Genomic DNA, 21,593 nt, shown 5'->3' on the forward strand with positions numbered 1-21,593 from the left:
TTTGTGTTGGGGCGGGGTTCGAATCGGTGGGATGCGGCGTTGTCGGGGTTGTCGTCGTTTCTGGGTTATCCGTTGGTGGCTGCTCCGCGGTATGCGGATGCCGGGCCGGATCTGTACAACGATGCGGACGAAACCGACGGGTACTCGCGGGCCGTCGAGTGGTTGGGGAGCCAACCGGACCATTTCCGGGCCGGATCGCGGCCGGAACACTACGCGGCCCTGCACGCCTGGGTGGCCATGCTCGGGCCGGGGTCGGCCGCGTTGGCTATCCGCGCGGTCCCCGAGCTGGATCCCGGGACCGGGACGCCGGTCCGGGTGAACGGCCGGGTCGTGGTCTCCCACCACGAACCCGTGGCCGTGGTCGTCTACCCGGCCAGGGTCTCCAGAGACAACCCGGTGCCCGCCCCCGGTCCGGTGTGGTGGGATCCGGTCACCGATGACACCTGGGAGCAGCCGCCGGCCGAGCTCAGTGCGGTTACCGGAGATCTGAGCTTCATCGCGATACCCCCGGGCCGGATCATCGATCCCGATCTGGAGTCGGTCGAGGAGGAGACCTCCGACGACGAGCCGGACGAGTTCTCGTCGGACGACGACGAGCTCTACGATGATGATTCCGACGGTGAGTCGGTCCAGCCGATCGAATACGGGGCGGACCCGTACCGCCCCGATACCGCGGCCGAGCAGTCCTCGCTCCTGCTGTCGCCGATGCCCGTTGCGCCGGAGCGAACCATCCCGTGGTTCAGCGCCGAGGAACGTGCCGTGATCCCCAGCCTGTTCCGGGACCAGGATCGCGAGGTCTGGGGCGGGGTCGGGCAGCGACATCAGGATGCGCTGGAAGACGCGGTGCGGGTCGGCGACCTGTTCGCGTTGTTCCAGAACCCGGCGACCTTTACCGCGGTGGCCGGCGGCGAACCGTACGGGTTGCTGATCGCTGCCGCCGGCCGCCGGCACCTCGAGGACGCCTGCCAGGATATTTCGCTGTCGCTGATCTCCACCTTCTTCGGGAAACCCCAGGCCGCCGCCCCGAGGATCGGTCCCAGCAAACGGGATTCACATACCTCCGGTATGTCTCAGGCCACGCGCTTCCTCGGCCATCGCGGGCTCTCCCTCGACCTGGACGGCCGGTCGATCGAGCAGCAATTCGACGAGGCGCACCGGCTCTTCACCGGCCTGGGGCCGGGGACCGCGGTTTATGTCAACCTCGTGTGGCACAAGAAAGAGGACGGGCGAAAGCTGTATCACCCGGACGGTTCGCCGCAATGGGACGGTGGACACGCCATGGTGGTGGTGTATCCCGACTACGGAGCGGACCCGAGCGCGGACCAGGGGCCGGTCTGGTTCGACGCGCAGATGCGGACGACAACCTACGGTGGTCCGCCGGAACATGTCGTGGCGAACACGGCGCGAGTCGATTTCGTCATCGGTACCCCCGAATCCGTCATCGCCGCGGCGCGGCACCGCAGGGCGCTGCGGCGCGCGATGAGTGACGGCCGTGGCGGATTCGCCAGGTACCGGCCGCCTTCGTATACCGCGGTGCCGGGTGGCCGGCCCTACGGTGAGCTGATCACCTTCGATTCCGGGCGCCCGGGCCGGTTCAGTTTCTTCGAGTCCGCGCTCGCCGGTGCGGCATGTTTCGTCGGCCTGCCGGTCTTCGCCACCCCCAGCCTGGACTCGTACAACGCAGCGGGGCGGCCGACTCCGGACGAGCGCCTGAACGGGGGCGGTCGCGACCTGGTCCGCCAGTGGTTCGGCAAACGGCTGAAGTCACTGGCCCGGGATAATCGGACGGTCGCCGAACAGTTCGCCGAGGCGTACTTCCAGGTGGCCGCCCTGGGCTCGGGGTCGCTGGGATTGGCGATCGTGTCCGGCGGGCCGCAGGGTGCCGATATGGCGGCGTTTCTGCTGGTTCATCCGCGGTCGGCGGACGGCGGGGGGATGAACCCGGTGTGGTGGGACCCTATGACGGGCAAACAGTATTCGCAGCGCGAGGCGCTGGCCACCCTCGCGCGGACCCCCGAGTTCGACGAGGTCTCGTTCGTTACCACCACCGGACGCGGCCTGCGCGACTTTCTCGCGGAACCACCGTCCGGCCGGGCCGGCGCCGGGGCACCGGCCCGTGCGACCGGCCCGGTACGGGAAGTCGCCGGGGATCCGGCGGCGGACATGTCCGACGAGGGCGCGTCCGATATCGGTGCCGATGATGCGCCTCGGCCGGCCGCGGGCATTCGCGACGAGACCGGCCCGGTGCCCCGGCGCGGTCCTATCGAGCAGGCCGGCGCGGGCCACGGTGAGGTGACCGGTTCGCCGTTCCACTTGAGGGATCGGTTGCGTCGTCTACTGCGTCGCGGCCCGTCACGGCTCACACCGGAAACTCCGGTCGCGGCAGCAGGTGTTGTTCCGCGGCTGACCGATGAGGAGTTGGCGCTTGTTCCGGATCCGGCCGAGCGGCGGGCCGGCAACGGGTACAGTGCCGTCGATCCAGCCGATCAGGCCGCCTTGGATGCGGCGTTGCGTGACCCGGTGACGGGCAGGGCTGCGCAGTACCCGAATCTGGTCGCCTTTTCGGCGGTCGGTGGGACACCGGCCGGGAATTTGATCAACGGGCGGGGTTCGCAGGAAGCCGGCCGGTGGCGGAACTGTGCCGATATCACGCTGTCGGCGATAGTCTCGTTCTTCGGTGTACCGCAGGTCGCGGCTCCACGGACCGGCACGGTTCTCCGGGATTATTTCAATTTCGGGGATATGCAGGCATTTCAGATGCTCGGCAACCGGCATATGTCCTTCGCCGGTCCGGTCGCGAGGTCGGTTGCTCAGCAATTTGCGACAGCGCACCGTGTCATCGAGGAGCTGGGTCCGGGCACGGTGGCCATGGTCGCCACGCAATACCAAGGGTTCGACCGGGACGGCAACAAGGAGACCAACGCGGACGGCTCCCCGAAAATCATCGGCGGGCACGGAACGATCGCTTACTTCCCGGATGACGGCACGCACAACGGGCCCATCTGGTTCGACCCGATGAGCCGGCGATGGGACACCGAGCCGGACGAGGGCGTCGTGCTGGCGGCGGGGAAAGTGCAGTTCGTGGTGGGCCGGCCGGATCTGTATGTGGCCGCGCTGAAACACCGCAGGGCGCTGCGGAACGCGATGGACGACGGCAAGGGCGGTTTCGTCAAGTATCGGGATCCGTTCCTGCCGGTGCGTGGTGACCGTGCGTACGCCGAGTTCGTCACCTTCGGTGCGGGAGACCCCGGGGGCCGGATCAGCTTCCACGAGTCGGCCCTAGCGGGGGTCTCGTGTTTCCTGGGGCGGCCCAATTTTTCGGTGCCGAGCTGGAATCGTTTGAATCCGGGTGGCCGGCCGGCGTCGGACGAGGTGCTGTGGGAGGGCGCCCGGGATCGAGTGAAGGAGTACTTCGGCGGACCGTTGCAGTCTTTGTCGTCCCCCGATTCGCCGACGCCGCGGCAGCAGGCGGACACCGCCTACGACCAGGTTTCGCAGCGGGGTCCCGGGTCGGTGGGAGTGGCGTTCGTCTCGTCGCCGGAGACAGTTTCCGCGGCCGGCCGGATTGTTCCGGGTAAAGACGTAGCTGTGTTCGTGCTGGTCTATCCGAAGGCGGGGGACGGTGCGGAACAGCCGGTACCCACGTGGTGGGACACGACGACGAATACACGGTATTCGCGTTCGGAGATGGCGGATCTGCTGACCGCGAACCCGCAGTTCGGGGCGCTGTCGTTTGTTTCGGCCACGGGCGACGACCTGGTGCGTCACCTTTCCGAGCCGTATACGCGTACTACCGTCTACAACCCGGTACGGGAAGTGGGGCAGGACCCGAAGGGGGCACCGGGTACACCACCGAGCCAAGGGCCGCCGCCGGTCGATGTGGCCGGGCCGGTCGCCCGCGGCGTGACCGCGGTCGACGCGGACGAGGACGGTGGAGCGGACCGGCCGGCTCCGGTTCCTGCCGCGCCTGCTCCGGGAACGGACGAAGGGCCGGCCGAGACGCGGAAGCGGACGTTGTCCGATTCCGACGCGGCACCGGAAAAACGGCGCCGGCTGGCCGATCCGGATGTGGCGCCGGAGAACGAGGAGCCGGCCGCGCCGCCGCGGCCGGAGCCCGTCCCGGTGTTCGACCGGCCGGCACCGCCGATGCGTTTGCCGGACCCGTCTCGGAGCCGTCGCTTCGGGGCGGGGCAGCTGGCTGCCCTCGAGCACCCTTTCCTGCAACAGGTACTGGAGAACAGGCTCCGTGGTCGCGAGGGAAACTATGTGGCCGGGGCCGATCCACGAACCTATCCGACCGCGGACCATGCGTACGGAAAGCTGATCAACGCGGAAGGATTCTTCCCGCTCGGGCGCCGTACCAATACGTGGGATGCCCTGCTGTCGGGGCTGTCGTCCTTCCTGGGACACCCCTTGGTGGCGGCACCCCGGTACCCGGCGGGCCCCGACCGATACGACAACGGTGACGAGGGAGCCGGCGGATACGCCAGGGTCGTTCAGTGGTTGCAGGGTCAGCCCGACCGCTTCGGGACCGGCACCCTGCCGGAACAGTACGCAGCGCTGCACAATCGTGTGGTCGAGCTGGGGCCCGGGGCGGCCGTGGTGATGATCAACGCGATCCCGGTGGTGGATCCCGCGACCGGCGAGCCGGTGCGCGATCGGACCGGCAGGCCGGCCGCCCGGCTCGAACCGGTGGCGATCGTCTATCCGCGGGTCACCTCGCGGGACAACCCCGGCCCGCCGCCCGGCCCGGTGTGGTGGGTTCCCGTGACCAACGAACATTGGACCCGGCCGCCGGCCCATCCGATCGCCGGCAGCAGCTCGTTCGGTTTCTTCGAGATTCCGCCCGGCCGGACCATCGATTCGCCGAATCAGGACGAGGCGGATACGCCGCGGCCGGACCGTGCGATACGGCCGGCGCTCAATCGACCGGCGGCGCTGCGGTTGCCGGATCCGTCGCGGTCGCGTCCGTTCGGTCCCGGTCTGCTGGCTCCCGTCGAACATCCCGGTCTGCAACGAGCGGTGGCGGATGCGTTGCGAGCGGGCAACGACAGCTTTGTCGCCGGGGCCGATCCCCGGAACTACCCCACCCCGGAGAACCCGTTCGGCCGGCTGGTCAACGGCGGGGAGAGCCGGCCTGTCCTGCGTGGACGGGACAACAACCACTGGGACGCCGTACTGTCGGGACTGTCGTCGTTCCTCGGGCACCCTGTGGTTGCCGCACCCCGGGACGTCGATTCGGGTCCCGGTGGCCGGGGCAGTGTCGAGGATGCCGGCTGGATCCGCTGGGCCGGGGCATGGCTGGGCACTCGGCCCGACACCTTCCGCGGCCCCCTTCCGGTGGCGCAGCAGTACGCCGCACTGCACATGTGGACTGCCATTCACGGACCGGGCACGGCTGCGGTCGCTCTGCGGATCATGCCCAAGACGGACCCGGCGACCCGGCGGCCGATGGTTGCGGACGGCAAATACGTTTTCTCCCACTATGCCCCGCTGCTGGTCGTCTTTCCGCGGATCACCTCCGTCGATGATCGGGAGCCGCCACCCGGGCCGATATGGTGGAACCCGGTGACCGGGCAGACCTGGGTCCAGCCATCGGCCGCACTGATGGCCGGCAGCGTGGGACTCGCGTTCATTCCGGTCCGGCCGGGTACCACCGTCGACCCCGCTCTCGGCAATCCGACGAATACGCCCGCGCTTCCCGCGCCGGAAGACCTCGGCGCGGCGTCGGCCGGCAATGCCACGGAAATCAACAGTATCGCCGATGACGACGATGCGGCCGATATCTACAGTGCATCCGGCGAAGCCGAAAACGCCCGTGGTGCGCAAACAGGCGCGTCGCCGGCTACCGAACCGGCCGAGGCATCGGGAAGCGATGCGGATGCCGCTCCTGGGCAGGACACGCACGACAGCCGACCCGATCCCGCCGCGCCGGCACCGGCGCACCGGCCGATCCGGCGCCCGATGCCCGAGCCGCCGATGCGGTTGATCGCACCGGCGCAGACCCGGGCCTACGGTCCCGGGTTCCTCGCCCCGGTGGAGAATCCCGCACTGCAGCAGGACTTGGAGAACGCGCTGCGCGGCGCGGACGGGACATTCCTCCAATACGCCGATCCGAGCAAGTACCCGGCCGCCGGTGAACCGTACGGTAAGCGGATCAACCCCGGCTTCGGTGTCGTGCCGGGCCGGGCCGGCAACTGCGTCGATTGTGTGTTGTCCGCGCTGGCGACTTTCCTCGGCCTACCGACGGTCAGCGCGCCGGTCTTCCCTCGCCAGGTCGACGGTGCGGTGAAATGGGACCTCCCCGAGGAAGGCCACCCCAGGCGGTCCAAGGCGGTCTTCCGGATCCCCGTGCAATCCTTCAAAGACGGAAACCGTTCCATACCAGAACAGTTCGCCGCTATCCATGATCTTGTGGCTACGCTCGGGCCCGGATCGGCCGCCACCGTCAGCACCGTCTGGAAGGCGGACGATCCTGAGGGCGATGCCGGCCATGCCCTGCTGGTCGTGTATCCCGTACCGGATCCGGCGCACCGCGACGAAACGGGAAACATCATCGATGAAGGCCCGCTGTGGTGGGATCCGCAGTCCGGCGCAATGGCTCGTCGGCCGTTCGAATGGTTGATACGGAACTCCGCCCGGGTCGTGTACCGGCCGATTCCGCCGGGGCGCAGCATTGCCGAGATCGGCGCGGCCGGAGACCCGCCGACTCAGCGGCCGCCGGCGGCCTCGATACGACCGCCGGCGCCGGTGACCGCACCGGTACACAATCACCCGGCCCCGGCGCGACTGCCGGACCCGGTGCAGAGCCGCGGTACCGGTCCGGGTGGGCTGATTACCTGGGATCATCCGGGTCTGCGCAACGTCCTGGAGACCGCGCTGCGCAAGAGTGACGGCACGTTCGTGGCCGGCGCCGATCCCCGCACCTACCCGACACCGGACAGTTCGTACGGATGGCTGGTCGGTGAAGGTGGGAAGGCGCCGCGAAAGCTCGTCCCGGACGAATGGGACGCGGCGGTGTCGGGCCTCTCGACGTTCCTCGGCCATCCCGTGAGCAGTGCTTTCCGGAAGCAGCAGGACGGCCCCGGCGGCCGTGGGGCCCACGTCGAAGGGTTCGACAGGGCGCGCGTGTGGTTGCGGAGCCGGCCCGATAATTTCGGTTTCGCCCGCCCGGTGAGGGAGCAGTACACGGCGCTGCACAATTGGGTGGCCGCCCTCGGTCCGGGGTCGGCCGCCCTGGTGGGCCGCGCGATCCCGGCCACCGACGCCGAAACCGGCAAGGTCTCGATCTCTCACTTCGAGCCGGTGGTGGTTGTTTTTCCGGTGATCGCCGACGCCGCGGCCGAACTCGCGCCGCCGACCGAGCCGTTGTGGTGGCGTCCGGCGACGAACGAAACCTGGGAACAACCGCCCGACGCCCTGATCGATACCAGTGCGGCGCTGGTCTTCGTCGCGCTACCGGCGGGAACGGCTGTCGACTCTTCCGGTCGTCATCGACCGAACCCGTCACCGCTACCGGCGCTTCCTGCCCCGGACCGACCGGCACCGGAGATAACACAGAATGCCGATCAGCCGGTGTTCGATGATGGTTTGATACCGGTCCAGCCGCCGGCCGTCGCGGCCGAACGCGCGCCGGAGGAGCCCGGGCCGCAGCCGCAACACTCCGAGTCCGCGGATCCGCGGACTCGGCCGGAACAGAGTTCCAGGTTGCCCGGGGACGCTGCGCGGTACGAATTGCCCGGCGACGAGCCGCGGTACGAACTCTCTGGAGACGACGCGCGGTACGAACTTTCCGGCGACGCTGCCCGGTACGAATTGCCCGGCGACGAGCCGCGGTACGAACTTTCCGGGGACGCTGCGCGGCACGAATTGCCCGGGGACGAGCCGCGGTACGAACTTTCCGGGGACGCTGCGCGGCACGAATCGGCCGGGGACGACGCACTGTATGAACTCCCCGGGGACGAACCGGTGCGCGATTCGCCGGTCGACGGCTCCGACAGACCGGGTCCTGCAGGCACACCGGGACCGACTGCGACAGACACGGATTCCGGCGAGAATCCGGACAGTACCGATCGTGCCGAAGGAGCGAGAAATGAACTCACCGCTGGAGACGGAGGGGCAGGTGCGGGAGTACCTCCTCGATCTGCTGCCGGGCGATCGGAGGTATCTGATCGGGCGGATGCCGGTCGGAGCGTGGCTGGTCCAGCCCACGACGACCGAGGAGGACCGGGAGACGGGCCGGGCGATCGGGCTGTCGAGCCTGGTGGTGAACGCCGAAACCGGAGTGGTTCTGCAGTATCCGAGTTGGTCGGCGGGGATGATCATCGAGGATTACACGGAAGCGGTAACGGCCGGCCGCGCCCCGATGGCCCGGCAGATCTACCCGCGTCAGACCCGGATCGAGCTGCTACGGATCCAGGAGACGCCGGACCGGATCGACTATCGGATCAACGTCCGATCGGAAGTGAACCCTCCGCAACACTTCGCGATGGTGATCGACAAACACACCCGGCTACCGCAGCCGACGAGCACCGACGCGATGGTGGCCGCCGCCTGGGCGAGCTGGCATCAGGAGCGGGACGGAACCTGGCCGGAGGTGGGGACCACGGAGTACTGACGCCGGAGCTCGCGCCACCGGATCCGGTACTCCGGCGCCGGGCGCCGCAGCCACCGGCACAACTGGCCGACCCGGCGAGCACCCGCGTGTTCGGCCCCGGGTTGCTTGCTCCGGTGGAGTCGGCGGCGCTGCAGCGCACCCTCGAGCGGACGCTCCGGGGTACCGACGGGAAATACGCCGCATACGCGGATCCGAGCACCTATCCGCCCGGTGGGACACCGTACGGGACGTTGATCAACCCGGGTTGTGGAGTCGTGCCGGGCCGCTCGACCAACGGACTCGAATGCGTGCTGTCCGGGCTGGCGACTTTCCTCGGCAAGCCGCTGGTCGCCGCGCCGCGTTATCCCGACACCGTGCACGGCAGCACCGGCCCGATGGGTCCCGAGCACAACGGCGGATACCGCATGTACGCCGTACTGCAGACTCCCGTCGACCATTTCGACGACGGAACCCGTTCCATAGCCGAGCAATTCGCCGCCCTCCACAGCCATATGCGCGCGCTCGGCCCGGGCTCGGCCGCCGTTGTCCACCATGATCTGTACGCGCAAGACCCCGCCACCGGCGCGCCACTGATCGACCGAGCCGGCAATCCCGTGCTCGGCACCTCGCACGACACGTTGATCGTCTACCCCGTCCCGGATCCGGCGAATCGGGACGAGGCGGGCAAGGTCATCGACGCGGGCCCGGTGTGGTGGGATCCGCAGTCCGGGGCGATGACCCGCCAACCGCCCGCGCGGCTCATCCGGGACTCGGCGAAAATGGGTTTCCGCGCGATCCCGCCGGGCCGCACGACTATCGGCTCATCCGCTGCCGGACGGCGACCGGCGCCGGCGCCCGCACCGCGGCCGGCGCTACCCCGCGTTCCGGTGATCACACCGGTGCACGATCGCCCGGTGCCGCCGGTGCGGCTGGCGGACCCGTCGGGTGGTCGCCGTTTCGGTCACGGCCGGCTGGCTCGGCTCGAACATCCCGCGTTGCAGGTACTCGTCGAGGACGCGTTGCGCGGTCCCGACGGCGCCTTCGTGGCCGGTGCCGATCCGGCGACCTACCCGACGCCGGAGAATCCGTACGGGTGGCTGGTCAACCTGGGCGGGCCGCCCGGCACCGGTCGCGCAAGCAACAAATGGGATGCGGCATTGGCGGGAGTGGCGACGATCCTGGGCCACCCCATGGCCGCCGTTCCCCGGCATCCGGACCCGGGCCCCGGTAGATACGACAGCAACGACGAGACAGACGGTGTGGCCCGAGCCTGCCAGTGGCTACGCAGCCGCCCCAACAACTTCGCTTCCGATCTCTCGCTGCCGGAACAGTACGCGGCCTTGCACGCCTGGATTGCCTTGCTCGGGCCGGGTTCGGTAGCGCTGGTTTTCCGTGCGGTCCCCAAGACCGACCCCGAAACCGGCGAGCGGATGACCGATCCGCGCGGCAAAGTTGTCGTCTCCCATTTCGAGCCCCTCGTGCTCACCTTTCCCGCCGGCGAATCGAGGGACAATCCGCACCCACCATCGGGGCCGCGGTGGTGGGATCCGGCGGCCGGCGATACCTGGACCCAGCCGCCGGAGGCGTTGATCGCCGAGAGTGTGGAGCTCGGCTTCATCGTGATACCACCCGGCCGGGTCATCGATGCTCCCCACCAAGGGGGCGCGGCCGGGCGGATAACGGAACTACCGGACGACGACCCCCGGGAGCCGGACCTGGTGAGCAGTACTCCGGCGGCGGGAAACCAGCCGGCGGAGGCGGGTACGCGACAGGAGTCGGAACGCTCGCCGGCGCCGGTGCCGATGCGCATCGAGCGGATACGGGAGGTGCCGGAGGACGGACCGCCACGGCTGGACCCACCGCCGGTGGCAATGGTTTCACCGGCGCGGCCGGGGGGGCGCCTCGACGAGGTGGCAGCCGGTACGCCGGTCGGTCTGCGCCGGCGAATCCGGCGGCTGCTGGGAGCGGACACCTTGCCGCCGACGCAGCAGGTCGCGCGGTCGGCCGCGGTTCCGTGGTTCACCGCCGGCGACCTGGCGGTGATTCCGCAGCTCTCCGCCGATCGGGACGGCCGTATCTGGGGCGTGCCGGAGAAGCGTTCGTATCAGGCGGATCTGGACGACGCACTGCGAAGCGTAGACGGCTCGGGTTACGCGCTGTTCCAGGATCCGCGGACCTTCACGGCGGTGCCCGGTGGACGGCCCTACGGGGAAATCGTCAACGGGCCGGGCACGCGGAGCCTGGGCCGCAACGACAACTGCCAGGACACCTCGCTCTCATTGATCGCCTCGTTCCTGGGCAAACCACAGGTCGCGGCACCGCGGATCGGGCGGGCACCGAACCGCTTGTTCGACGGGAAGGCGCAGGCGGCGCGGTTCGTCGGTAACCGGGCGATCTCCTTCGCCGACGGATCGCGGTCGATCCGCGAGCAGTATCGGGCGGCGCATGAGCATATCGCCGCATTGGGGAAAGGAACGGTCGCCTACGTCTCCATCGAATGGCATGAGACGGACAGCGACGGCGACAAGCTATACCACCCGGACGGTTCGCCGAGGATCGATCGCGGTCACGACATCGTGGTGGTCTATCCGGCCTATTCCGACGAGGAACGGGACAAAGGCCCGGTCTGGTTCGACGCGCAAACCGGGAAAGGCTACAAGGGTCCGCCCGCGGACTTTGTCGAGAAGACGGCGTCGGTGACCTTCGTGATCGGCACCCACGAGTTCGTGGTGCCCGCGGCGAAGCATCGTGCGGCGCTCGAGGGTGCGCTGCGGGACGGCGAACACGGGTTCGCGGCGCATCGGGACCCGAGTTCGTACACCGCGGTACCCGGCGGTACGCCCTACGGTGAGCTCGTCAATTTCGGTGGCGGATTCCCTGCGGGGGGCAGGATCAGTTTTTACGAATCGGCGATCGCGGGATTGTCGTGTTTCAGCGGCCGTCCGGTATTCGCTGTGCCGAGCTGGGACCGTTTGAACCCGGATGGGCGGCCCACAGCGGATGACGTTCTGCATCAGGGCGGCCGTCGAATGATCGAGGACATGTTCGGTGCCGCGCTTGCCTCGCGTGCGGGCGCTTCTTCCCCGCCCCGGCAACTGACCCGGGTCTACGACGAAGTCGTCGAACTGGGTCCCGGATCGGCGGCTTTCGTCGAAGTGTCGTGGGATGCCGAAGGGGCGAAAGGGCCGGCCGCGGCGGGCATCCTGCTGATCTATCCGGTCACATCGGAGGACGGTGGGGAGCCGGCGCCGGTGTGGTGGGATCCGATGACGAACACCCGGTACTCACACGACGAGGCGCTGGCCCTGGTGGCCCGGTACCACCGGATCTCCTACGTCACGGCCGGTAGGGAGACGTTGACCAGCTTCTGCCGCAACGTGGAGTGGCCCCACAACTGGAGTCCGCGACCGATCGCGCGCGCCGTGCCGGTACCCGACGAGGTCGATTCGATCGATTCCGGGACAGCGGGTGCAGGAAGCGACGGCCTGTCCAGCGCGCGGGCCGGCGCCACCGGGCAGCGCCGGGAGATCTGGTACAAGGGCCACGGTCGCCCGCAGCGCCGCCGCCCCAAGGAGTGGTCGTTGCCCAGCGATTTCCGGGCGCCGGCGCCGGCCGATGTCCAATGGCTTCCGGAGGGTGCGGTGCCGGCCGACGGCGCTCCGGACCCGGAAACCACCGAGCCGGAGGGTGCGGAAACGCTCGGCACCGGCGATCCGGGCTCGCCACCCGGCGGGGACGAAACACAGCGTGATGAACCGGAAGTGGATGTTCCGTTCACGTTGACCTGATCCGATAGCGGCCGGACCGCAACCGTCCGGCACCGAATTCGAGGAGTGATATGCCCGACCTGCTGGAAACCGTGGAGGACGTGCAGCAGTACCTGGCGGAGGCATTCGGCCCGGAAGCTGTATTCGCGGTGTATCCGTGTGAATTCGGCTGGGTGTGCCGGGAGGAACTGCCGGCGGAGGACAGCGAAGCGGGTTTCGGTATGGGCAACTACGTGATCAACCGGCGAAGCGGGGTGATCACCGCGCACGGGAGTCTGCACCCACTGATGATCGGCGAGATGTACGACGAGGATATCCGCTCCGCCCGGCCGGTCCAGGGCTACCAGGTGTATCCGCCGACCTGGGAGATGCAGGTCGAGCGGGTGCGCGACACCCCGGAGGAAGTGGAATACCGGGTCCGTGCCCGTTCGCTGAAAGTTCCGCCCGCGGAACCGCCGACGGACCATCTGCTGACCATCGACAAGGAAACCTTCCGCTACCACACCGACACCGAAGATATCCATGTGACATGCACCCACACTGTCACCTGGGCCGAATCACGGTGGCGCCGCGACGGCAGCTGGCCGGCGGGCGCAAAACTACGCGCCTGACCGGGACGGTTCTCCCCGAGCCGCCGGACGTGCGGCGTACCGGTCGGCGGGATATGGCGGCGAATTCGCCCGCAGGCCACCGGAAATTCAGGGACGAGCGGCACACTCGATACGGCCAACACGACCCTGGTCCGCGATCCCGAACCGTCGGAGCTGTGCCGCTATGAGTCTGTACCTGCCTCCGGAACTACGCTGGCTGGGCTGGATAGCGGGCGCGCAGTGGCCGGATGGCGACGAGGACAAGGCCTGGGCGGTCGCCGAGGTCTGGCAAGGGGGAAGCCAGGATCTGTACGCGCTGCTCGCGAAGATCGATCAGGCCAAACAGGCCACCATGGCGGCCTACCCCGTGGGCGACGCCCGCAACGAAATGGGGGCCCGCTACGACCTGCTGCGGACGGGGGATCAGTCACTCGAACAGCTCGCCAAATCCATGGAGGCGCAATACGGTTCGACCTTCGATATGGGTACCGAACTCCAGGCCACCAAACTCACCATCATCGTGACGCTGTGCTGGCTGGCGATCGAAATCGCCTGGGCCTGGCTGTTCCCACCGACAGCCCCCGCGGTGGAGGCGGCGGCCATCGCCTCGACGCGCTCGTACCTCAAGGTCATCCAGGATTTCGTCCAGAAGACGATCGCGAATATCGCTACCCGGGCAGGCGCTCCCGTGGCGAAACGTCATTTCTGGAAAGAGCTCGCCAAAGGCAAACTGGTCGCGCCGACGGCCAAGGGCTGGGGCGTGTACGGTGCCCGGGCCGCGGAAGGCGCGATTGTCCCCATGGCGATCAACGGGAGTATCCAGACCGGACAGATAGCCGACGGCAAACGGCGTTCGTTCAACGGTTCGGAGTTCGGTCTGTCGGCGCTCGGCGGTGCCGCCGGCGCGATACCGGCCCGTGAGTTCGGCCGGTACCTGGGCGAAGGCATCGAACACGTCGCCGGCAAGTACCTCAACAACGTCGCGGGCCGTACCGCGAACGGCGTGGTCGTCGGCGCTTTGTCGGATGGATTCGGGGCGGTCTTCGGAAACCTGGCCACCGCGCTGGCCTCCGGTGGTGACTTCTCGGCATTCACCAACGGTCCGGGGTGGGTCGGGAACTTCGCGCAAGGTGGTCTGGTGGGCGGCGCCCGCGGTGCCTCGGCCTTCAACAGCTATGTGCCGACAACCACCGACGGGTTCACCAACATGTCGGCCTTCCGGAAAGACCATTGGTTACGCGGCAACGCGTGGCGCTTCCCCAAGTACGAGGGCCCGGGGGCGTTCGCTGTCGGACCCGACAGCAGATTCGTGATCAGAACCGAAGGAAATGCTTCGGTGACCACTGCCGGTGGTCATGCCGGTGGAGGCGATGGGGGGCACGGTGGCACCGGTGGCGGGACCGGGGGCGGCGATGGTGGTACCGGTGGCAATGGTGGCACCGGTGGCGGGACCGGGGGTACCGGCGGTGGCAATGGCGGGACCGGTGGGGCGAACGGTGGGAGCGCAGGCGGAGGGCCGAACGCCGGTGGCGTCGGCCAGCATTTCGATGGTGGAGCTCAGTTCGGTCCGGCAGCTCTGGGGGCGGGGGGTCCGCAACCCGCGGTGAACTGGTCGAACACCATGCCGCAGAGTGCGTGGTTCACCTCGGCCGGCGAGTCGTCGAACTTCGGCGGAAACAATGTCGGAGGCCCTGCCGGAAACGACTTCGGAGGCGGTGGGAACTGGCCGCCCGGTCAGTCCGGAGGGCACGGACCCGCGGCGCCGCAGTACGGGGGCTACGACCCGGCGTTCGGCAACGACCCGGCATCCGGCGGCTCGCGGTGGTCGGAGTCGGATTCGAGCACGGGAGGTGGTTTCGAGGGTCCGGTGTCCCGGTGGTCGGAGTCGGATTCGGATGCGGGCAGTTTTATCGAGCGTCCGGTGTCGCCGTTGTCGGATGCTGGTGGTTTCGAGGGTTCGGTGTCGCGGTGGTCGGAGTCGGATTCGGATGCCGGTAGTTTTATCGAGCGTCCGGTGTCGCCGTTGTCGGAGTCGGATTGGGATGCGGGTAGTTTTGTCGAGCGTCCGGTGTCGCCGTTGTCCGATGCGGGGAATGTCCCGGCCAACGGCGGTATTTCGGGGCATCCGGGGGTCGGGGGAGTCAACAACGGATCCGTTCCGAGTTCGCAGCCGGCCGTGGCGCCCCAGCAGACACCGGGGCAGCAAAGTTCGGCGCCCCAGCAACAGGCACCTCTTCCGGGATCAACGCAACAGCCCGCCGCGCAACACACTTCGTCGCCGACGCAGCAGCAACAGCCGCCGCCGGCGCAGCAGCAACAACCGCTCGTGAATCCTGCACAGCCTGCGTCCCGCGCCGGCATGGGGCCGGTGGGCTCCGCGCTCACGGGTGACAGGTCGATCTCCGCATCGCACCAGGCGCCGCCGCTCGCCCAGCAGACGCCGCAGTCCCACCAGCAAGCGCCACAGACCCCGGCGGCCCAGCAGCAACCGGCCCCGAACTTCTCCAGACCGCTGCCGTCACAGACCCCGGCGGTCCAGCAGCCATCGGCCCCGAACTTCTCCAGACCGCTGCCGCCACCGGGCCCGCCCCCGCTGTCCGAGCGTTCACCGCTGCGTCCGCCCCCCGCTCCGTCAGCGGACGGCGGTCCGGTGGTGAATCGTGGGCCGGATGATCCGGCGTGGTTGACGCCGTCGCGTCCGGCTCCTGCTCCGCCGGTGGGGCAGGGTCCGGTGGTGAATCGTGGGCCGGATGATCCGGCGTGGTTGACGCCCTCGCGTCCGGCGCCCGCTCCGCCGGTACCCGTTCGGGAGTGGTGGGAAGTCCAAGGCTTGGAGCGCAACTCGCGTGCGCATTACGAGGCGGCGCGTGATCGGTTCGCCGCCGACCCGAACAACCACCACTTCCTCGGTGAGGGCAAGGATGTGCGTGGTAAGCCGCGACCACAGCGCTGGCCGATGCGAATTCCCTATCCGATCGACGAGTTCAAGCCGCCGGATGTTCCCGGAGACGGCTGGCTGCCGAAGGACGCCGTGCCACCGGAGGGCGACCCGGACGATCAGCCCCCGGACGATCAGCCGGCCGGGCCGCCGGTCATCCATCCCAACGCGGTGGTCGACCCCGGCGCCACGGTCGGCCCGGGGGCCCAGGTGCACGCGGGTGCGGTGGTGGGGAAGGACGTCTCGATCGGCGCCGGCGCCGTGGTGAACGCGGGCGCGGAGGTGAAGGCGGGTGCCACCGTCGGCGACGGAGCGGTCATCGGCCCGGGCGTGGTGGTGCACGAGGGTGCCGTGGTGGGTACAGGCGCGATTGTGCACGAGGGCGCGGTGATCCTGCCCGGCGCGGTGGTGCCGGAGGGCGCCGTGGTGGAAGCAGGGCAAGTGGTAGGCGGTGGCGCGGATTCGGGGAACAGTTCCTCGGTCGATGTGCCGTTCACGATGACATGATCCGGCACCGGCCGGAAGTGAGGAGAAGACCATGGCAGACCGCGTAGAGGTCGATCCGGACAAGCTGGAGACGGCTGCGAATCTCACCCAGGACCTCGCCGATGAGGTGCACGGTATCGGCCGCCGGCTACGGGAGCGGCTCGACGGCCTCGAGGACGAATCGACCAAACAACCGTGGGGCAACGATTCCATGGGTGAAAAGTTCATCAACGGCAAGAACAACGACGGGTACGGCACCTCGAAACCGAACCTGCTGGCCGGTGTGGACGGGATCGGCGGCACCTTCGAATCCTTCGCCGTCGGCCAGCGCGACGCCGTCAACCAGTTGCGCACGATGGACAGCCAGTTCTGAGCAACCGGGCGGTGGTCATCGCGCCGAATTTGCGTGCGCGCCATCGCGAATTCAATATCTTGCGCTGTAATCCCGGGGGTGGTCTTCGCGGAGGCCACCCCCGGACCGAAGGGACTGAGGTAGCACCGTGGTGAACGAACGCCTGCAGGAAGATATGGCGACCATGCTGTCCGGCTTGAGCCATCAGATGCGCAGTATCGCGGAAGTGCAGAAGAAACGTTCCCTGCTCACCGCCACGGTCCTCGCCGAGGAGAAGCGGATCGAGGTGACGGTGAATGCCGACGGTCTGCTCATCGACACCAAATTCGCCGACGATATTCTCGACCTGACGATGGACGAGATCGCCGCGGCAATCACCAAAGCTGTACAGGATGCCGCGGCGCAGGTGCAGAAGAAGGCGCGGGAACTCATGGATCCGCTGCTGGAACACCGGAATTCGCTGCCGAAGCTGTCCGAGATGATCGAGGGTGCACCGGATCTGGCCGGATTGATCCCCCAGCCGCTGGAAACACCGACCGTATCGCCGGATTCACCGGACTGGCCGGGAAACAAACCGGAGGAGCCCGAGGATTCGGGGCCGGCCTCCGTTGTTGCGGATCGGGACTGACAAGACGCGATCACGACGAGCCCGGTCGGGGGACCGCGGCAGTCTCCGGTCGACGGTTACCACGGAAGGTGAACTCTCATGGCATTGGACCCGAACACACTGTCCAATCTCACGACGCAGGTGAACTCGGGTCATCTGGAGTTCACCACGAAGGATGCGATCACCGCCGCCCGGGCCGCCGCCGATCTGGTCGATGATCTGCGAGGTATGGCCAACGCCATCACCGAGCACAAGCTGGATATGCTCGATCCGGCGATGTTCGGCGCGCTGGGATCCGGAAACCAGCTGGCCGGGGTTTACAGCAAGAAGGCCGGCCGCCTGTACGAGATCCTGCGTGAACATGCCACGCTGCTCGACGGTCTGAGCAAGCTGTTCATTGCCGCCGGTAAGGCCTACGACGCTGCCGATCAAGCGTCGAAGGACACGCTGGATGCGATCAAACCGGGCGAGGGCGGAGCGGACTACAACCCCGCGACGGTGGCCGACCCGATGAAACCTCCGGATCCGGTGCTTGTGTTCAGGTCCCAGAGTCCCGAGATTCCGTCCGGTGTGAAGAACTACGGCGGTAACAAGGACCCGGGCGATGCCATCAAGGTCGAGGCCCAGGACGCGGTGTCCTGGCAGGAAATGTACGACCACGGGCAATACATCGACGCGCAGGCCGTGATGAACCGCTCGGCGACCTGGGGTTCGCTGGCCTCGGATTTGAGTAACAAGCTGAACGGCTTGGTGGATACCATCTTCCCGCTGTCGGACTCCTGGAAGGGCGAAGGTTCGGCGGCGGCGCAGGACGCCGTGCGCAATTACCGCAACGGCGTCCAGCCGTTGATCGACTCCATCGAGCAGGTGCGCGACAACATGGCCTGGACGGCCACCTTCTTGTCGTACACGAAACCGCAGATGCCGGGCATCCCCACGGAGCCGGGCGGGTGTCACGAGCCCGACCTGGGGGACTATCGCTGGCGGCTCAACGAGTACTACCTCGAGCCGCTGAAAGAAGCGGTGAAGGTGATGCCCGTACTGGATGGGCCCATCGCGAAGCCGGGAGGCGACGGTTCCGGTAGTGGTAGCGGTTCCGGTACTGGCAGCGGTTCCGGTAGTGGCAGTGGCTCCGGCAGTGGTAGCGGTTCCGGTAGTGGCAGCGGTTCCGGTTCCGGGAGTGGTTCCGGTTTCGGGAGCGGTAGTGGTAGCGGTTCCGGTTCCGGTAGTGACAGCAGCTACCAGTCCGGTTTCGAGGACGGCTACGAAAAGGGATTTGCAGACGGTCAGAACAGCAACGGCGGTAGGGGTTCGGGCAGCGGCCAAGGCTCCGATTACACTGGTGGCGGAAGCTACGGTTCGGGCGGCGGGCCCGGTGCCGGCAGCGGTGGCGGTCTGGGCAGCGGCTCGTCCGGAAACAGTTCGCCCATAACCGCCGGCTCGACCGGTAGGGGCGGCGGATCGGGCGGCGGTAGCTCGCCGGCCGGTAGTATGCCGACCGATACGACGGGCGGCGGCCCCTCGATGCCATCGATGCCGGAACTGGGCTCCTCGAGCGGCGGCGGCCCGTCCATGCCGAGCATGCCCGAAACGGCATCCTCGGGCGGCGGTACCGGGTCCGGCAGTGGCGGTTCGGGCCAGAAGGGCGGTGGCGGCAGCAGCCCGGCCTACACCGGCCAACAGGGGACGACCCCGAAGATGCCGGAGATGCCTTCGGCCGAGGACCTGCTGGGCGGCGGTTCCCCGGGCGAAGAGGTTTCCAGCGGCGGCGGCAGCGGACCCGGCTCCAGCGGTGGTAGCGGTTCCGGCTCGGAGGGCGGACCCGGCTCGGATTCCCCCGGTGGTGGCAGCGAGATGCCGGAGAACCCCACGGCCGCCGATATCCTCAGCAAACTCACCGGTATCCCGGTGTCCGAGCTGCCGGAGGCCTTGAAGAATCGGAAGATCACGGCTTCGGACGGTTCGGGCGAGCCGAGCCTCGCGGACGCACTCTCGCAGCTCACCGGGGTACCGCTGGAGGATATGCCGGAGGAGTTGAAGAACACCCCGCTCTCCTCGCTGTACGACGAGAACTCGCCCTACGGCTCGGCGGATACGCTGTTCGGCGACGACTCGGGTTCGGGCAGCGGGAGTGGAAACGGCCGCGACAGCGCGGGGAACGCTGTGACCGGTCTCCTCGGCGACAGCTCCGGCGGCAGCGGGAGCGGCGGCAGCAGTCAGGACCCGTTGGGAATTCTGTCCAATCTGCTCACGCAGGGTATTCAGGCCTTCACTCAGCTCGGCAGCGGACTTCCCGGGATGGACGAGCTGGCCCGGATGCTGGACCCCAGTCAGATCCAGCAGCATCTGCAGGGCATGCTGGATCCGGCCCGCGAACAGCTCGACCAACTGGCCGGCGCGCTCGGCGGCGCGGGTGGCGGGGGCGCGGGACTGCCCGGCGAGGTCCGGCCGGAGCAGGCGCTCGCGCCGTATCCCGAACCGCAGTCGTCGCAGTCGCAACTGTTCCCCCGCGCCGCGCTCGCGGGACCGGGAATGGATCCCGCCGGGAACTACCAATCCCCACACGGTTCCGCACAACCGATGGGCGGAGCGCCGATGGGTGGTGCACCGGGCGCCGCCAATGCCGCCGGGCAGAACAACGATTACAAGCCGTCGAAGTATCTGCAGGGACGGGAGAATCTGGATGAGGTGTGGGACGTTCCTGATCGGGTGAAACCGGTGATCGAACCGTGAGGAGCTGGGAACTCACCGATCTGGAGTTCCGGGCACTGTGCGAAGACCACACCGAGGGCCGCCTGCCGCGGCCGCTGGTCTTCACCAGTTCCCTTCGCTGGGAGGACGAATACGAATGGGAGCTCGCGCAGACGCGCCGGGCGCTGCGGGCGCGCTACAACGGTGAATTGGACGCTCTCGGCGCCGGGCTCGCCCGGCCCGACGTGTTCGTCAGCCTGCAGGCATTCGGCGGCGACCAGGATTTCGACAACCCTGAGGTGCGGACGCGCGTCCACGCTTTCCGGCAACGGGCCCGGGGGTTCGTGATCACCCAGCGGCCCGGCGAAACCGTCCATCACGCCGCCGGTTTCGATATCGTCGAATGCGATCCGCACGCGCTGGCCGATATCGTGTTGTCGCGGGTGCCGTTCGCGCACGCCGGACGGCTGCCCGATACCGCGATTCCCGACACCACACGTGACCCCCGATTCCAGCCCGGTTACACCACGTCCGGCTCGATGATCTCCGACAACGACGAGGACGAGGACGCGGGCAACGATTACGATCGCGCCCTGGTCTTCCTCCGTATGCCGGCAGTTCGCAGCGGTTCCATCCGGGTGGTGCAGGGGCGTTCGAAATACGGTCCCCGCGGGCGTATCGAAATGGGAATGCTGTGGCGCGACGTACCGGAGGACGGCCGGTACGCGATCCCGCTGCATCACCCCGCACCGACCGCAACGGGGATGGGGACCGCGGAACTGACCGAGTGGCTCGACGAGCAGATCGGCTCGGTGGTGACTCGGCTCGATCGGAACATGGAAATCGAGGAATGACCACGCGTGGCTGAACCGATCGTGTACCGCTGGGAGCTGACCGACCTGCAGTTCAAGGTTTTGTGCGAGGACCGCCGGATCGGTGGGTTGCCGCGTCCGTTCACCTTCACGAGCACCATCAAGTTCGCCGATGATCTGGCCGTCGCGAAGGAGGAGGCGCGCGCCGGACTGGAGCGGCTGCCGGACCCGGAATTCGACGCGATGGTCCGAGCGCTCACCAAACCCGACATCATGGTTACCGCGAATCTGTGGCACGAGCGGGAGTACACGGATCCGCGGCGCTGTATCCGGGTGCATGCCGTGCGTCGCGACGAACGGGCCTATGTGATCACGCAACGGCCCGGGGAGACCGTGGCCCACTCGGGCGGGTTCGATATCGCCGAATGCACACCCGCGACCCTCGCGCGTACGGTGCTCGGCCTGCTGCCCGATATGCCCGCGGGCAGCGATCCCGATGCGCTACCGGAGCGGGGGGGGGGGGGGGCCCCGCGCGCAGGCGGGCCCCACACCACCGGCACCGCCCGGGCGAGTTCGGTGAGCAGGTGCGGGAACGCCGAAGGGCGGGGCCCCCCCCGCCCGAATACGCCCCCCCAAAAGAATGTAGCACCAAAACATAACCCAAAACCTCAACAAAAAATTAAACAAATAAAATGCACCACACCAATAAGAGCGCACCCCCCGCCAAGACCCCCATCCCCACAACGCAATAAAA

The 21,593-nt window shown here is 68.1% G+C and carries 8 protein-coding genes; all 8 read left to right on the top strand.

What is annotated here, in order from left to right; all coding sequences use genetic code 11:
* Positions 1-75 precede the first annotated feature (75 nt).
* A complete protein-coding gene (locus QH276_RS15505) occupies positions 76-12,384 on the top strand; it encodes a toxin glutamine deamidase domain-containing protein (RefSeq protein ID WP_280406780.1) in 12,309 nt (4,102 codons plus the stop codon).
* Between the two features lie 50 nt (positions 12,385-12,434).
* Positions 12,435-12,974, top strand: coding sequence for a hypothetical protein (locus QH276_RS15510; RefSeq protein ID WP_280399549.1), 540 nt, complete (start codon positions 12,435-12,437; stop codon positions 12,972-12,974).
* Positions 12,975-13,137: 163 nt separating this feature from the next.
* Positions 13,138-16,398 (top strand): hypothetical protein, encoded by a 3,261-nt coding sequence (locus QH276_RS15515; protein WP_280406781.1) that lies wholly within the window; start codon positions 13,138-13,140, stop codon positions 16,396-16,398.
* Between the two features lie 31 nt (positions 16,399-16,429).
* A complete protein-coding gene (locus QH276_RS15520) occupies positions 16,430-16,750 on the top strand; it encodes a hypothetical protein (RefSeq protein WP_280398206.1) in 321 nt (106 codons plus the stop codon).
* Between the two features lie 127 nt (positions 16,751-16,877).
* Entirely contained in the window at positions 16,878-17,357 is a 480-nt protein-coding gene (locus tag QH276_RS15525; protein WP_280398205.1) for a YbaB/EbfC family nucleoid-associated protein, read from the top strand.
* A gap of 78 nt (positions 17,358-17,435) precedes the next feature.
* Positions 17,436-20,069: a hypothetical protein gene (locus QH276_RS15530; RefSeq protein WP_280406782.1), complete on the top strand. Its 2,634-nt coding sequence runs from the start codon at positions 17,436-17,438 to the stop codon at positions 20,067-20,069.
* Positions 20,066-20,881 (top strand): ESX secretion-associated protein EspG, encoded by an 816-nt coding sequence (locus QH276_RS15535; RefSeq protein WP_280398203.1) that lies wholly within the window; start codon positions 20,066-20,068, stop codon positions 20,879-20,881. The genes QH276_RS15530 and QH276_RS15535 overlap by 4 nt, the downstream gene beginning before the upstream one ends.
* Positions 20,882-20,887: 6 nt before the next feature.
* Positions 20,888-21,593, top strand: a 706-nt coding sequence (locus QH276_RS15540) for an ESX secretion-associated protein EspG (protein ID WP_280406783.1), incomplete at its 3' end; no start/stop codon positions are given.

This window comes from Nocardia carnea (assembly GCF_029869215.1).
GTDB lineage: Bacteria > Actinomycetota > Actinomycetes > Mycobacteriales > Mycobacteriaceae > Nocardia > Nocardia carnea_B.

Bases quoted from the DNA above. Each gene is read 5' to 3' on its own strand.
- QH276_RS15510 (WP_280399549.1), top strand. From the start codon at position 12,435: ATGCCCGACCTGCTGGAAACCGTGGAGGACGTGCAGCAGTACCTGGCG.
- QH276_RS15530 (WP_280406782.1), top strand. From the start codon at position 17,436: ATGGCATTGGACCCGAACACACTGTCCAATCTCACGACGCAGGTGAAC.
- QH276_RS15520 (WP_280398206.1), top strand. From the start codon at position 16,430: ATGGCAGACCGCGTAGAGGTCGATCCGGACAAGCTGGAGACGGCTGCG.
- QH276_RS15515 (WP_280406781.1), top strand. From the start codon at position 13,138: ATGAGTCTGTACCTGCCTCCGGAACTACGCTGGCTGGGCTGGATAGCG.